The following is a 15,180-nucleotide window of genomic DNA, read 5'->3' as shown; positions in this document are numbered from 1 at the left end:
TTCATAATGAGGAGAAGGATATTTGAACTAAAAATATCCTTACTGAAGTTAAGCGTTGATTTTCATTCTTTCATCTGCTAACATATTATCATATTAGCGAACTAAAGGATTCGGAATTTTCCTTCATAAGATAACAGCGGAGGTGCTCGGGTTGATGTTTATGTTTGAAAAACCGCACGGCATGAGAGATACACTGCCCGGTTTATACGAAACGAAAAAAAAGGTGAGACGATCGTTAACCGATTTGATTGATAAATGGGGATATCAATTTATGGAAACGCCGACACTGGAGTTTTACGATACCGTTGGCGTCCAGTCAGCAATTGAAGAGCAGCAGCTGTTTAAGCTACTTGATCAGGACGGCAAGACATTGGTGCTTCGCCCGGATATGACGGGGCCGATTGCAAGGGTAGCGGCATCGAAGCTTCTGAAACACGGTCATCCGCTAAGAGTCGGCTATGCGGCAAATGTATTCAGGGCTCAGGAGCGTGAAGGCGGACGTCCGGCTGAGTTCGAGCAGGTCGGAGTGGAGTTAATCGGTGACGGCACGACGAGCGCGGATGCGGAGGTCATTGCTTTAGTCGTCGGGGCATTAAAAAACGCTGGGCTGGCATCCTTTAAAATTGCCATCGGCCATGCCGGCATTGCGGATGCTTTGTTTGTTGAGGTGCTCGGAAACGTTGAACGAGCTGATGTGCTGCGGAGGTTCTTATATGAAAAGAACTACGTCGGCTACAGAGAGCATGTCAAGTCTCTCCCGCTTTCCTCCATTGATAAAAGCAGACTGCTTGAGCTCCTCGAATTGCGGGGCGGCATAGAAGTATGCGGACGTGCCGAGGAAATCGTCGATTCTGCGCAAGGAAAAAGCGTGGTTGATGAGCTGAAGGCGCTGTGGGGCATTCTTGAGGATTACGGATGTACGGAAAATGTCCGCCTGGATCTGAATATGGTCAGCCACATGAGCTATTACACAGGGATTTTATTTGAAGTGTTCGCCGAGAATGTCGGTTTTGTCATTGGAAGCGGCGGCCGTTACAACAAGCTGCTGGGCCATTTTGATTCACCTGCACCGGCAACAGGCTTCGGGCTTCGGATCGACCGGCTGATTGAAGCCCTTCATATGAAAGAAGAACCTTGTGATATAGACGCTGTTATTTTCAGCAAAGAGCAGCGGGCGCAAGCCATCGCTTATGCGAATGAAGAACGCATGAAAGGGAACAAAGTGGTTCTTCAAGATTTATCGGGAATAGAAAATATCGACCAGATGACAAAATCTTTTGTAAACGTCACTTATTTTATCGGTGCCAGAAAGGAAGAGCAAAATGGGTAAGTTACTCACAATGGCGATGCCAAAGGGCCGGATATTTGAAGAAGCGGCAGGGCTGCTGAGGCAGGCAGGCTACAGGCTCCCTGAGGAGTTTGAAGATTCGAGAAAACTGATCATCGATGTGCCGGAGGAAAATCTTCGTTTCATATTAGCGAAGCCGATGGACGTAACTACGTATGTGGAGCATGGCGTGGCAGACGTCGGAATTGCGGGCAAGGATGTCATGCTGGAGGAGGAACGCGACGTGTATGAGGTACTGGATTTAAAAATCAGCAAGTGCCACTTAGCTGTCGCCGGACTTCCGAATACAGACTGGAGCGGAGTAGCGCCAAGAATCGCGACAAAGTATCCGAATGTGGCTTCCAGTTATTTCAGAGAGCAGGGAGAACAAGTCGAGATTATTAAGCTCAACGGTTCAATTGAACTGGCTCCGCTCATTGGGCTTGCAGATCGGATAGTGGACATTGTTTCCACAGGACAGACGCTGAAAGAAAATGGGCTTGTTGAAACGGAGCACATTTGTGACATTACCTCTCGCTTTATTGTCAACCCGGTAAGCTATCGCATGAAAGACGATGTGATTGACGAAATGGCATCCCGCCTATCTCTCGTTGTGGAAGGAGAGACGGCAAAATGAAGATCAAAACCATCAGCGGAGCGGAACGGCTTTCTCTCAAGCGTTCCATCGATGCCGGAACGGAAGAGCAAAGAAAGACGGTCCGGTCCATTATAGAAGATGTTAAAGCAAACGGTGATCAGGCGGTTCGCAGCTACACGGCGAAATTTGACGGCATCGAAATAGACAGTCCGCTGGTCACAAAAGAAGAATTTGAGGAGGCATACACCTCACTGGATTCACGTCTTCTTCAGGTGATTAGGCAGGCAATCGAAAATATTAGGGAATATCACGAAAGACAGCTGCAATCCTCCTGGTTTTATCACAGAAAGGACGGCACAATGCTGGGGCAGAAAGTGACGGCGCTGGATTCCGCCGGTGTATATGTGCCGGGGGGAACGGCCGCATACCCTTCATCTGTTTTGATGAATGTGATTCCGGCGCTCGTAGCGGGCGTTGAAAGAATCGTTCTCGTCACGCCTCCGGAAAAAGACGGTCTGCTGTCTCCTGGAGTTTTGGTTGCTGCAGCCGAGCTGGGCATAAAAGATATTTACAAAATGGGCGGCGCTCAGGCGATTGCGGCGTTAGCATACGGAACAGAAACCATTGAACCGGTGGATAAAATCACGGGTCCGGGCAACATTTATGTCGCGCTTGCCAAACGAGAAGTGTTCGGCGATGTCGATATCGATATGATTGCCGGACCTAGTGAAATCGTCGTGCTGGCTGATGAAACAGCGATTCCGAGCGAAATTGCAGCCGATCTGCTGTCACAGGCGGAACACGATAAGCTCAGCTCATGTGTGTTTGTCACAGATTCCATGGCGCTGGCCGAGGCGGTTTCAGCCGAGGTGAGTAAGCAGCTGAAAACCTTGCCGCGAAGAGAAATAGCGGAAGCTTCAGTGAGAGATTACGGTTGTATATATGTGGCGGAAACAATGGTGGAAGCGATTAATACTGTCAATACACTCGCGCCAGAGCATTTAGAAATCATAACACAGTCTCCGGAAGCTTTGCTTGGCAGTATCAAACATGCGGGTGCAATTTTCTTAGGCAGATACAGCCCTGAGCCTGTCGGTGATTATTTTGCCGGACCGAACCATGTGCTTCCGACAAACGGAACAGCCAGATTTTCAAGTCCATTAAACGTAACTGATTTTCAAAAGAAATCGAGCATTATTTCTTACAGTCAATCAGCCTTTGAAGAACATGCCGAAAGCATCGCGGCTTTTGCCAGACTGGAAGGGTTAGAAGCCCATGCCAGATCAATTGAAGCGAGAGAACGGAGGATTTCTAAATGAGAAAAGCGGAACGCGTCAGGAAAACAAACGAAACAGATATTGAGCTGGCATTTACAATAGACGGCGGGGGACAAGCGGATATCAAAACAGATGTGCCGTTTATGACACATATGTTGGATTTATTCACGAAACACGGCCAATTCGATCTTTCCATTAACGCAAAAGGCGATGTTGATATAGATGATCACCACACGACTGAAGATATCGGCATCTGCTTAGGGCAGGCGCTGCTCGAAACGTTGGGCGATAAAAAAGGAATCAAACGCTACGGATCGGCGTTTGTGCCGATGGATGAGGCACTTGCTCAAGTTGTGATTGATTTAAGCAACCGGCCGCACTTAGAAATGCGCGCTGACTTCCCGGCTGCTAAAGTCGGAACTTTCGATACGGAGCTTGTACATGAATTTTTGTGGAAGCTGGCACTCGAAGCTCGAATGAACCTGCATGTCATCGTTCATTATGGCACAAACACCCACCATATGATTGAAGCCGTTTTTAAAGCACTGGGACGTGCGCTTGATGAAGCGACAACGATCGATCCGCGAGTTAAAGGAATACCGTCAACGAAAGGGATGCTGTAAATGATCGGCGTGATAGATTACGGAATGGGGAATTTATACAGTGTCTCAAAGGCGCTTGAACGTGTCGGCGTGCCGTATTTTGTTTCTGAAAAGCCGGAGGAGCTGAAAGAAGCTGATGCCTTCATTTTGCCGGGAGTCGGTTCATTTGGAGACGCGATGGACAATTTGCGCTACACGAAGCTTGATCAATTGATTCACGATATGGTCTCAGAGGGAAGGCTGCTTCTCGGGATCTGCCTCGGCATGCAGCTTTTATTTGAAGAAAGCGAAGAAAACGGCACCGCTTCAGGACTCGGGCTGTTAAAAGGAAAAGCAGTCAGGCTGAAAGCAGAAGATGAAAAAGGAAACAAGCTGAAGGTTCCGCATATGGGCTGGAACCTCCTTTCCTTTCATAACGAATCTCCGCTGCTGGCTGAAGCAGAAGAAGGCTACGCTTATTTCGTGCATTCTTATTACATTGACGGGATGCAGGAGGACTCGCTCCTGGCAAGCGCTGATTATGGTGTGCGAGTGCCTGCTGTAGTTGGAAAAAGGAACGTCTTCGGCGCCCAATTTCACCCGGAAAAAAGCAGCACGGTCGGAATGTCTATCTTAACCCAATTTACGAAAATGGCAGCAGAACAGAAGGTGAAAAAATGAGTGCTTTTACATTATATCCGGCAATTGATATGAGAAATGGCAAATGTGTCCGCCTTGTTCAAGGGGACTATAATAAGGAAACGATATATGGCGATTCACCGTACGAGATGGCTGAGTTATTTGCGAAAGAGGGTGCCGAATGGATCCATCTCGTTGATCTCGACGGGGCCAAAGAAGGGAAAAGAGTGAATGACCGCCATGTGATTGAGATTGCGCAAAAGCTGAACCTGAAAGTCGAAATCGGCGGCGGGATCCGTTCCGAAAAAGACGTCTACGAATATTTATCAGCAGGAGTCGATCGGGTAATTCTCGGAAGCTCAGCAGTTTCTAACCCTCCGTTTGTCAAAAAAATGCTGAAACAATATGGCGAGAAAATTGCAATCGGACTGGATGCGAGAAACGGTTTTGTTTCAACAGAGGGATGGCTGGAAACATCAACCCTTAAGGCAACCGAACTAGGCAAAGAGCTTGCCAATGAAGGTGCGGAAGTCTTTATTTTTACTGACATCGCGACAGATGGAATGCTGTCAGGCCCCAATGTTAAAAGCACGGTCGAGCTTGCTAAGGAAACGGGGAAATCGGTGATCGCTTCAGGCGGAGTCAGCTCCGTCACGGATCTCGAAGACCTCGCCCGCTATGAGGCGGACGGCGTCTCTGGAGCGATCATCGGAAAAGCGCTGTATACCAATCAGTTTACGCTGGGTGAGGCGCTTGAAAGGGTGAAGCGCAAATGATCACAAAACGGATTATCCCATGCCTTGATGTCAAAGAAGGACGCGTTGTCAAAGGAATTCAATTTCTCGAATTGAAGGATGCCGGTGACCCAGTTGAACTCGCCGAAGTGTACGACCGGGAAGGTGCAGATGAACTTGTTTTTCTTGATATCTCCGCCTCACATGAAGGACGAAAGACGATGATTGACGTTGTGGAGCAGGTTGCCGCGAAGCTTGCGATTCCGTTTACAGTCGGCGGCGGCATCAATCAGCTCAGCGATATGAAAACGATTCTGCGTGCCGGAGCGGACAAAGTGTCGGTGAACACGGCAGCTGTTCTTCGCCCTGAGCTGATTGCAGAAGGAGCCGAGTTTTTCGGTTCGCAATGCATCGTTCTTGCCATTGATGCCAAGTATGACAAAGAATCTGACACATATAAGGTCTATACGCACGGCGGCAGAAAGAAAACAGATTGGGAGGTCACCGCGTGGGCAAAAGAAGGCGTCAAACGCGGGGCAGGAGAAATATTGCTGACAAGCATGGACTCCGACGGTGAGAAAAAAGGCTTCGACCACACGCTGACAAAGCTTGTTTCCGAAGCTGTCCCCGTCCCTGTTATCGCCTCGGGAGGCGCGGGAAACGCACAGCATATGCTTGAGGCTTTTACAAAAGGAAAAGCTGACGCCGCGCTGGCCGCCTCAATTTTTCATTATAAAGAAACATCGATTAAAGAAGTGAAATCATACTTGAAAGAATACGGGGTGAATGTGAGATGAAACAGGCAGATGAACTGCGTTTTAACGAGGACGGATTAATTCCTGCCATCGTGCAGGATGCGGCAAGCAAAGAAGTGCTGACACTTGCGTATATGAACAAGGAATCGTACGAAAAAACGCTGGAAACGAAGGAAACATGGTTTTACAGCCGCTCACGCCAAGCGTTATGGCATAAAGGAGAAACCTCAGGGAACACGCAAGCCGTCAAAGGTATCCGGTATGACTGCGACCAGGACGCATTGATCGTACTTGTAGAGCCATCCGGCCCGGCATGCCACACTGGCAGCTACAGCTGTTTTATGAAGGAACAAACAGAAGAACAGGCCGCAGGCCGATTCGGCATCATGAACGAACTGGAACGCGTGATCGCGGAACGCCAAGCGGAAATGCCTGAGGGAGCTTATACTACCTACCTTTTCCGCGAAGGCGTCGATAAGATTTTGAAAAAAGTCGGTGAAGAAGCATCCGAAGTCATCATCGCCGCGAAAAATCGGGACCACGAGGAACTCAAATGGGAAGCGGCAGACCTGCTGTATCACCTGCTTGTCCTGCTCAGAGAACAAGCCTTGCCGCTGGATGATGTGCTTGACGTATTGAAAAAACGCCATTCTGAGAAAGAAGAGTAAAGAGCCGTATGATACGGCTCTTTTTGTTTTGTGAAAAAAGTAATAGGTATTTAGATTTATATGAGGTGTTATATATGATTAGTTAATAAAAGGAGATCAAAACCGAGTCTGATTTCCTATTTATCCAAATTCCGCCATGATGTAACATGAAAAAGGATGAAATAATCATCTCTTAACCAGGTCAATAGAATTATTTTTGATATAAAAATAGAATACTATTCTCACAAAACCCGTGGAGGTTCGTAATGAAAAAGATCATCTATATTTGCTTCAGCTTATTACTTGCCCTGACAGGAGGATGCAGTATGAATGACAATGATAAAAACACCACAAATGACAATAAAACAGAAGCGGTAAAACCAAAAGACATGGATCCCAAGGATCTGCCTCAAGTACCTGCGTTTCAGGACGAGAAAACGAGAGAGTACATGGTGTCAACAAAAGAAGAGGAACCAGGATATTATTTGCTGGAATCTAAGCTGAAAGGTTTTAGGATGTTGTTTCCGGAAGATGGGGAGTATTCCGACTCTGAAACTTCAAAGACAAACGAGTCACTGTTTTTCGACAGTATTAATAATAAAACGAATATAGTAATGAATGCTTCATTAAAGTTCTATCAAAATGAATCATTTATAAACAACCCTGAGACCATGTTGGACATTGTTAGTGGTAAAAATGAATACAAAGGTAAATTTGAAAAAATAGAAGCAAAGGATAAGGATATTTATTTTGCTTCAAAACAAGAAAACTTTGATAACCAAGAGAGCCCGTCTTATATTTATCTTGGTTATATAAAATCAAAAAAACAAGATTATTTAGGGATGGAATATTCTTTTATGTTTAGCTGCTCAGCAAATGTACAGACATGTAAGCAAAATCCAAAAGGCTATGAAAAAAAGGTTAAAAAAATATTAAACTCTGTTACCTTCAATTTAGAGGAGAGGGAAGATGGGAAATAAAAATATTTTTGAAAATGAAAATATAAAACTACGTCTTATAAATTTAGAATACGGTTATAAACAGAAATTCGCTTCTTCCGATCCCAAAGTAATACAAGAAGCTAAGAAAGACTTTGAAGAAGACATTCGAAGAATCTATAAGGAAGAAACTCATCAAGAACTCACGCAAAATATTGAAATTTATACATCTAAAGAGCTTGTACACCAGAATAAAGAATCTGGCTATGATGGTACTGCTATTCATATTGTAGATAAGAAGCACGAAGTGAATCAGTTGCAAATTATTTCTGAAGGTAGCGCAGATAATAAAGACTGGACTTATAATTTTTTTGGGTTGTTTCTTGGAATGGATGATAGCCAATATAATGCAACGAAAGAGTTTACTAGAGAAGCCAAAAAGAAAGCTGGCAAGGATGAAAGTTTAAAAACGTATAGTATGGGGCATTCACTTGCCAATAATAATCAAGTAATGGTGCAATTAATAGATGGGGAATATGATGAGGTTTATGGAGTGAACGGAGCTCAAATAAGTGTAGATCACTTATTAAAAGCAGATGATCATTTAAGGTACACAATGATTAAGAAGTTCAAAGTGAATACATTTAAAGAGTTAAATTCAATTCCAAAAGATGACCTTAAAAAAGCCATCACCCAATATTACAAAGACAAAGGCGTAACAACAAACATCACTCAGCGCATCTCAAAAGATGACCCGCTGTATGGAGTCAGCGGCAAGGCCGATTTTATTACATTCGGTGATGTGAAGATGGCAGATACAAATACAAGTGTAAAAGGCATCCGAAACATTATGGATGGGGTTCCTGACGAAGATGTGAGGTCAATTCAAAAATTCCTTCAAAAATATAAGGATGACTATGAAAAAGACGGCTTGAACGGTTTTATAAAGGCAGCCAGCGGGATAGACATAGACCTGATTGAAAAAGTGAAAAACACAGACGGCGCTTTAAAGAAAGTAAGTGTCCTATATGAGCATTTTGATGATGTTAAGCAAATGTATGGCCGAATAAAAGAGGAACTGCCGTCGTTTTTAGGTTTTCTTCATACCTTGTTGAGAAACAGCGGACCGGTCGTAGATCAGTTAGCTGAAAATGGTTATATTGATGAAACGCAAAAGAAAGTCATCAAAAAAGAATTAACGAATATTAATGCGAGTATGCGAGGCATAGAGTCACGGTACGAACATTTCATAGACCATCTAAAACATGGCCAATTTATGCAAGCTTTAAAAGACGTTGGTGAAATAGTGGACTATGTAAAATCAATTCTGTCCTCATTGAAAACACTCGACACAGAAACAAAAGACGCACTAAAACTTATCGTCGACGGCCACAGCATCGTTCAAATGCTCAACGCCTTGTCAAAGGAAAAAGGCTTCAGCTATAAAGGCTCCGATATTTATTTTACAGGGAAGAGTGGCTCGGGAGAAACGATTCAAGTCAATCTCTCATCCGCTGTCAGAATCTATCAAAACGGTATGAAAATCGTTGAAGATATGGAAGATGCGATTTCTAAGTACCAGAAGGTTTACAGTCAGGAAATCGATGAAGACTTCATAGACAAAAAGCAGGCGATCATCACGGCTATTCATCATATGGAAGAAAACCCTTCGCATTATGCCTTCGATCTTCAATTCCGGCTTGCAGCTGGTTTCAGCCACACATTCGATAAATTGGAGAAAATCTCAGTTCATGAATCATTCCACACAGGTGCGCTTCCTGCTAATGATGGAATTGTTGCTGAATTAAAAAAACAGACAACAGAAAAAAGAGATTTTATCAAAAATATCCGCGAGAGTATTGAAAAGCTGTTTGAAAAAGAAGAAATGATTTCTCAGTTATTTGATTTTCAGTCTTAGGAGGAATATGAAGAGTGACTTCCTTATTTTCAGAAAGTGAAACAGAAATTGTATCAACGACCTATATGTTTCTTACCCAAGATGAAATGAAGGGGAAAGCGGGCACCCTCAATCAACCGATCAACGACTTTCTCAGCCTGACAAAGAAATTTGAGTCTTCATTAAAAGAGGAAATCAAAGGGCAAAAAGGGTTGATTGTAAAAAAAATAAAAAAAGAGCTTGAGTCTAATAGCGAAAAACGAAAAGCTGCCCTTCAGATGATAAAAGAAGAACATACCGCAAAAGTTGATCGGTACAAAATGATAATAGAAGACCTGCGACAGCAGGATGTAACATTGACTTACAGAAAAAAGAAGCCAGTGAAAGATGTCTAACACAAAAATCTCCTATTCAAACAATGAGTGGGAGATTTTTATTTTGATCACGGCAAAAATATACTGAAAAAGTCTTTCTCCATTGATATGATTGAGAAAGAGTAAAAATCATCCTTTTGCTATGACTTTTCACCTTTCTGAACGCTGAAACAGGAGGAAAATATATGCCAACCAAGAAACAAAAATCTAAAAGTAAATTGAAACCCTTTTTTGCCTTAGTAAGACGGACCAATCCTTCTTATGGAAAGCTCGCCTTTGCGCTTGCCCTCAGTGTAGTAACCACGCTGGTCAGCCTGCTCATTCCATTATTAACGAAGCAGCTTGTCGATGGTTTTTCTATGTCAAATCTGTCAGGCACGCAAATCGGTTTGATCGCGCTGGTGTTTTTCGTTCAGGCGGGTTTAAGCGCTTATGCCACCTATGCGCTTAACTATAATGGACAAAAAATCATTTCCGGGCTGCGGGAGTTATTATGGAAGAAATTAATTAAGCTGCCTGTCTCTTATTTCGATACAAATGCTTCCGGAGAAACAGTCAGCCGTGTAACGAACGATACGATGGTGGTCAAAGAATTGATTACAACCCATATCAGCGGATTTATTACAGGCATCATTTCTGTCATTGGATCATTGACAATCTTGTTTATTATGAACTGGAAGCTGACACTGCTTGTGTTAGTGGTCGTTCCGCTGGCCGCTCTTATTTTGGTGCCGATTGGACGGAAAATGTTCTCCATTTCACGGGAAACACAAGATGAAACAGCCCGTTTTACAGGCCTGCTGAATCAAATTCTCCCGGAAATCAGACTTGTCAAAGCTTCAAATGCGGAGGATGTCGAATACGGCCGCGGGAAAACAGGGATTTCATCATTATTTAAGCTTGGCGTTCGAGAAGCTAAGGTTCAATCACTTGTCGGTCCGCTTATCTCACTCGTGCTAATGGCAGCGCTTGTCGCAGTGATCGGATATGGCGGCATGCAGGTATCTTCAGGCGAACTCACGGCGGGAGCGCTCGTGGCTTTTATTTTATATTTGTTTCAAATTATAATGCCGATGGGCCAGATTACAACGTTTTTCACACAGCTGCAAAAATCAATCGGTGCAACAGAACGAATGATTGAGATTTTAGCAGAGGAAGAAGAAGATACAGTGACAGGAAAACAAATTGAAAATGCGCATCTCCCTATTCAGCTTGATCGCGTGTCTTTTGGATACAAGCCTGATCAGCTGATTTTAAAAGAAATCAGCGCCGTCATTGAAGCAGGTAAAGTCACAGCTATTGTCGGTCCGAGCGGCGGGGGGAAAACGACGCTGTTTAAGCTGCTTGAACGTTTTTATACTCCGACTGCAGGGACCATTCGACTGGGGGACGAGCCGGTCGATACTTACTCGCTTGAATCGTGGAGGGAGCATATCGGGTATGTATCGCAGGAAAGCCCGTTAATGTCCGGGTCAATCAGAGAAAATATTTGCTACGGGTTAGAACGAGATGTGACGGATGCTGAGATCGAAAAAGCCGCGGAGATGGCATATGCGCTCAATTTTATAAAGGAGCTGCCGAATCAGTTTGATACAGAAGTAGGCGAACGCGGCATTATGCTGTCAGGCGGACAAAGGCAGAGAATCGCAATTGCGAGAGCGCTTCTCCGTAACCCAAGCATTCTTATGCTCGATGAAGCGACCTCAAGTCTCGACAGCCAATCTGAAAAATCAGTTCAGCAGGCGCTTGAGGTGCTGATGGAGGGCCGCACAACGATTGTGATCGCTCACCGCCTATCTACCGTTGTAGATGCGGACCAGCTTTTGTTTGTTGAAAAAGGGGAAATTACCGGTCGTGGAACACACCATGAGTTAATGGCTTCCCATGGTCTTTATAGGGATTTTGCTGAACAGCAGCTGAAAATGAATGCGGACTTAGAAAACAAAGCCGGGTAAATTCTGGTCGAATCAGCCAATAAAAAAGAGGAGGGATTTTCCCAATCCTTCCTTTTGAACTATTGAGGGGCTTACGATTTATGGTATACTACTGACGGTAATATTGTATAAAACGGAGGGTAGTTGTGGGAAAACACACTTCTGAACATAAAAATCACGCACAAATTGTCCAGCTGCTTCAAGATGGACAATATTTTTTTCATAAAGGCTTGAAAGCGTATAAAGAGCGCAATCTAAAACGGGCAAGCAAACTGATTCAGCGCGCGGTTCATTTGGAGCCGGAGGATTCAGAGATGCTTTCACAGCTTGCGGTCATTTATTCGGAAATGGGCCAATATCAAGAGTCGAACGATCTTCTTGACTATATCATGGCAAATCTGGAGGCCGAAATGCCGGAGTGCCATTACTTTAAAGCGAATAACTTTGCCCATCTGGGGCTCTTCCAGGAAGCTTATAAGGAAGCGGCCGCTTATTCTGATGCGGACCCGGATGGTGAATTCGCCGAAGAAAACGATAGTCTGCTTGATTTGCTCGATTTAGGAGACGACGGCATTGAGGATTCGTTGTATGATCAGGATGAACTGCTGGTGAAACAGGATCGGGCAAAGTCATTGCTGGAAAGCGGCCAGCTTGCTGAAGCGGTTGCGGCGCTTGAGGAAATCACAGCTGAATATCCGGAGCTTTGGTCAGCATACAACAATCTCGCGCTTGCCTATTTCTATTCAGGAAACGTTGTAAAAGCGAAGCAAACCGCTTATGAAGTGCTTTCTCATAATGAAGGAAATCTTCACGCCTTATGCAATCTTCTCGTTTTCTACTATTATGAAAGAGAAGACGAAAAAGTGGTGGAATTGAGTGATCAGCTCTCCAATGTCTATCCGATGCTAATGGAGCAGCGTTATAAATTGGGTGCTACTTTGGCGCTTGTCGGCCGCTACGAGATCGGATATAAATGGCTCAAATCATTATATAAAACCGGCTTTGAAGGTGACGACACCTTCTTTTACTGGCTTTCCTGCTCTGCTTATTTTACGGGACATACCGACTTTGCCGAGACGATCTGGAGAAAAGTCGAGTCGCAATATCCCGGCGAAGACCGCCCGGCGCCTTGGATTGAGCGGAGGGAAGCTCTTCCTTCATCTGTGGAACAGCGTCTCGCAGCCTATTATATCAGCAGCACAAAGGGAGAAACGGAGCATCTTGAAGCGGTGATACGCTCAAAGAGAATCACCGCTCCTTTTGAAAATCATTTTGTAAAGCTGCTTCTGAATGGAGATTCCGCGGCTGCTGACGTTTCAGAGGATGCACTTTTCGCCTATCAAACGGTCAAACTATTAGAGCAAGCTGAAAAAGAAGAGATGAAAACAGAAGTCATGAGCTGCTGGGTTTTCCATGTCATCCAGCAAATTCGTGCAGCTGCTCCGTTGAAGAATGAGAAAGGCTGGGCAGCAGCCATCTGTTATATTTGGAAAGAAGCCCATGGCAAGCAAGACACGAAAAAAGACACAGCGGCCCGATTCGGCATCTCTCCGGCAACGTTGACGAAATATATGAAATATATTGATGATATTCTAGAATAGTAAATTTTAAAGAGTCGATTTATTTAATCGACTCTTTTTTGTTTGATAGATTATATTTAAAAAATAATATCGACAGTTTTTTTGCACGCTTAAGAAAAATGACAAATGATGTGTGACTTGACATCTGTTTGAAACATAAATGTAATAAAATTTATCGCTAATTTGTCGAAACTTGATGGTATAATGATTCTCGTACATAAGGAATTAGTGTTTTTTACATATGATGTGAAATAAACGCTATACAACCAGAATAAGAGATGCACAGAATAATTAACCATAAACAACCATCATTCCTCGTAGAGTATGAGGAACGAAACTTGATGTTCAAAATACGATTCCAAATGAGGACAGGTTCACAGTAAAAGGGAGGATATAAAAAGTGAGAAAGAGTTTATTGACACTTGGTTTGGCTTCCGTCATCGGGACAAGCAGTTTTTTGATCCCATTTACAAGTAAAACTGCATCGGCGGAAACATTAGATGAAAAGAAACAAAAAATCGAAAGCAAGCAATCTGAGGTTGCTTCCAGCATTGAAGCGAAGGAAAAAGAATTAACTGAACTTCAGGAAAATCAATCAAAGATTGAAAAAGAACTGAAAGACATTAACGCTAAGGCGCTTGATACAAGTAACAAGATCGAAGATAAAAAAGAAGAAAATGATAAAACAAAAGAAGAAATCAAAAAACTGAAAAAAGAGATTAAAGAAACTGAAGCACGCATCGAAAAACGCAATGAAATCCTGAAAAAACGCGTTCGTTCTTTACAGGAAAGCGGCGGATCTCAAGGATACATAGATGTTCTTTTAGGATCAACAAGCTTTGGTGACTTTATCTCTCGTGCGACTGCGGTTTCATCTATTGTGGACGCAGACAAAGATTTAATCAAACAGCAAGAGCAGGATAAAGCGAAGCTCGAGGATTCTGAAGCGGATTTGAATGACAAGCTGAAAGAAGTTCAAGCTGCATTGGCTAAATTAGAAACAATGCAAAAAGACCTTGATAAACAGCTTAATGAAAAAGACAAGCTTTTCGACGAAGCAAAAGCAAGCCAGAAGAAAACGGCTAAAGCGATTTCTGAATTAAAATCAGAGGCGTCTGAACTTGCAAATCAAAAAGCAAATACTGAAGCTGAACAAGCACGCATCAAAAAAGAACAAGAAGCAGCGGCTGCTTTGATCAAAAAGCAGGAAGAAGCACAAAAAGCATCTGACGAAACACAAACAGATGACAGTCAAACGGCGACAACTGAATCAGCAAAAGCAAGCTCATCTGATGATTCTTCAGACAATTCTTCTAACGGTTCATCAAACAGTTCGTCAAACGGCTCATCTTCTAAGAAGAGCAGCGGCTCAAACAGCAATTCAGGCGGCACTGTTATCAGCAACTCTGGCGGAATTGAAGGCGCGATCAGCGTTGGTTCAAGCATTGTAGGACAATCTCCGTACAAGTTTGGCGGCGGACGCAGCCAATCTGATATCAACAACCGTATTTTTGACTGCTCATCATTCGTACGCTGGGCATACGCTTCTGCAGGTGTTAACCTTGGACCTGTAGGCGGGACAACTACTGATACGTTAGTTGGCAGAGGACAAGCTGTCAGCGCGTCTGAAATGAAACGCGGAGACCTTGTGTTCTTTGACACTTACAAAACAAATGGACACGTAGGAATCTACTTAGGAAACGGTACTTTCCTAAACGACAATACATCTCATGGCGTATCTGTTGACTCTATGAGCAATCCTTACTGGAAAAAAGCATTTAAAGGCGTTGTAAGACGTGTTGTTCAATAATAAATATGACAAGGGCCTTCTAAAACAGAAGGCTCTTTCTTTATTAACATATACCCTTTTCGAATACATTTAATCGTGTTGAGCAAAAA

General features: G+C 43.8%; 14 protein-coding genes. All 14 read left to right on the top strand.

Annotated elements, in window-relative coordinates:
* Positions 1 to 154: 154 nt before the first annotated feature.
* The 14 genes from SB658_RS12715 to cwlO all read left to right on the top strand — a co-directional run bounded on the left by SB658_RS12715 (position 155) and on the right by cwlO (position 15,091).
* Positions 155 to 1,330 carry an ATP phosphoribosyltransferase regulatory subunit gene (locus SB658_RS12715; protein ID WP_003228111.1) on the top strand — a complete coding sequence of 392 codons (1,176 nt, stop codon included), beginning with the start codon at positions 155 to 157 and terminating at the stop codon, positions 1,328 to 1,330.
* Entirely contained in the window at positions 1,323 to 1,964 is a 642-nt protein-coding gene (hisG, locus tag SB658_RS12710) for an ATP phosphoribosyltransferase (protein WP_015251138.1), read from the top strand. The genes SB658_RS12715 and hisG overlap by 8 nt, the downstream gene beginning before the upstream one ends.
* A complete protein-coding gene (gene hisD / locus SB658_RS12705; RefSeq protein WP_003228115.1) occupies positions 1,961 to 3,244 on the top strand; it encodes a histidinol dehydrogenase in 1,284 nt (427 codons plus the stop codon). The genes hisG and hisD overlap by 4 nt, the downstream gene beginning before the upstream one ends.
* Complete coding sequence (gene hisB / locus SB658_RS12700; RefSeq protein ID WP_003228117.1) at positions 3,241 to 3,825, top strand: imidazoleglycerol-phosphate dehydratase HisB; 585 nt, start codon at positions 3,241 to 3,243, stop codon at positions 3,823 to 3,825. Before hisD ends, hisB begins: the two co-directional genes overlap by 4 nt.
* Positions 3,826 to 4,464 (top strand): imidazole glycerol phosphate synthase subunit HisH, encoded by a 639-nt coding sequence (gene hisH / locus SB658_RS12695; RefSeq protein WP_003228119.1) that lies wholly within the window; start codon positions 3,826 to 3,828, stop codon positions 4,462 to 4,464.
* Positions 4,461 to 5,198 carry a 1-(5-phosphoribosyl)-5-[(5-phosphoribosylamino)methylideneamino]imidazole-4-carboxamide isomerase gene (hisA, locus tag SB658_RS12690; protein WP_003228121.1) on the top strand — a complete coding sequence of 246 codons (738 nt, stop codon included), beginning with the start codon at positions 4,461 to 4,463 and terminating at the stop codon, positions 5,196 to 5,198. The genes hisH and hisA overlap by 4 nt, the downstream gene beginning before the upstream one ends.
* Entirely contained in the window at positions 5,195 to 5,953 is a 759-nt protein-coding gene (gene hisF / locus SB658_RS12685; protein ID WP_003228124.1) for an imidazole glycerol phosphate synthase subunit HisF, read from the top strand. The genes hisA and hisF overlap by 4 nt, the downstream gene beginning before the upstream one ends.
* Positions 5,950 to 6,579, top strand: coding sequence for a bifunctional phosphoribosyl-AMP cyclohydrolase/phosphoribosyl-ATP diphosphatase HisIE (gene hisIE / locus SB658_RS12680; protein WP_003228125.1), 630 nt, complete (start codon positions 5,950 to 5,952; stop codon positions 6,577 to 6,579). Before hisF ends, hisIE begins: the two co-directional genes overlap by 4 nt.
* 245 nt (positions 6,580 to 6,824) lie before the next feature.
* The gene (locus SB658_RS12675) at positions 6,825 to 7,538 is read left to right on the top strand and encodes a hypothetical protein (RefSeq protein ID WP_003228127.1); all 714 of its coding nucleotides are present in this window, start codon (positions 6,825 to 6,827) and stop codon (positions 7,536 to 7,538) included.
* The gene (locus SB658_RS12670; protein ID WP_003228129.1) at positions 7,528 to 9,414 is read left to right on the top strand and encodes a DUF6792 domain-containing protein; all 1,887 of its coding nucleotides are present in this window, start codon (positions 7,528 to 7,530) and stop codon (positions 9,412 to 9,414) included. The genes SB658_RS12675 and SB658_RS12670 overlap by 11 nt, the downstream gene beginning before the upstream one ends.
* Positions 9,415 to 9,428: 14 nt before the next feature.
* Positions 9,429 to 9,788 carry a hypothetical protein gene (locus tag SB658_RS12665; RefSeq protein ID WP_003228131.1) on the top strand — a complete coding sequence of 120 codons (360 nt, stop codon included), beginning with the start codon at positions 9,429 to 9,431 and terminating at the stop codon, positions 9,786 to 9,788.
* Positions 9,789 to 9,952: 164 nt separating this feature from the next.
* Positions 9,953 to 11,722 carry a multidrug resistance ABC transporter ATP-binding protein/permease BmrA gene (gene bmrA, locus SB658_RS12660; RefSeq protein ID WP_003228133.1) on the top strand — a complete coding sequence of 590 codons (1,770 nt, stop codon included), beginning with the start codon at positions 9,953 to 9,955 and terminating at the stop codon, positions 11,720 to 11,722.
* A 125-nt stretch (positions 11,723 to 11,847) separates the two neighbouring features.
* Positions 11,848 to 13,302: a tetratricopeptide repeat protein gene (locus SB658_RS12655; protein ID WP_003228135.1), complete on the top strand. Its 1,455-nt coding sequence runs from the start codon at positions 11,848 to 11,850 to the stop codon at positions 13,300 to 13,302.
* A 379-nt stretch (positions 13,303 to 13,681) separates the two neighbouring features.
* Complete coding sequence (gene cwlO / locus SB658_RS12650) at positions 13,682 to 15,091, top strand: peptidoglycan DL-endopeptidase CwlO (protein ID WP_003228138.1); 1,410 nt, start codon at positions 13,682 to 13,684, stop codon at positions 15,089 to 15,091.
* The last annotated feature ends 89 nt before the right edge of the window (positions 15,092 to 15,180 follow it).

It is taken from the genome of Bacillus sp. SIMBA_008 (genome assembly GCF_046535495.1).
Classification (GTDB): Bacteria; Bacillota; Bacilli; order Bacillales; family Bacillaceae; genus Bacillus; species Bacillus subtilis.
Note: the sequence above shows the minus strand (reverse complement) of the source record. Positions and strands in the feature narration are given on the sequence as shown.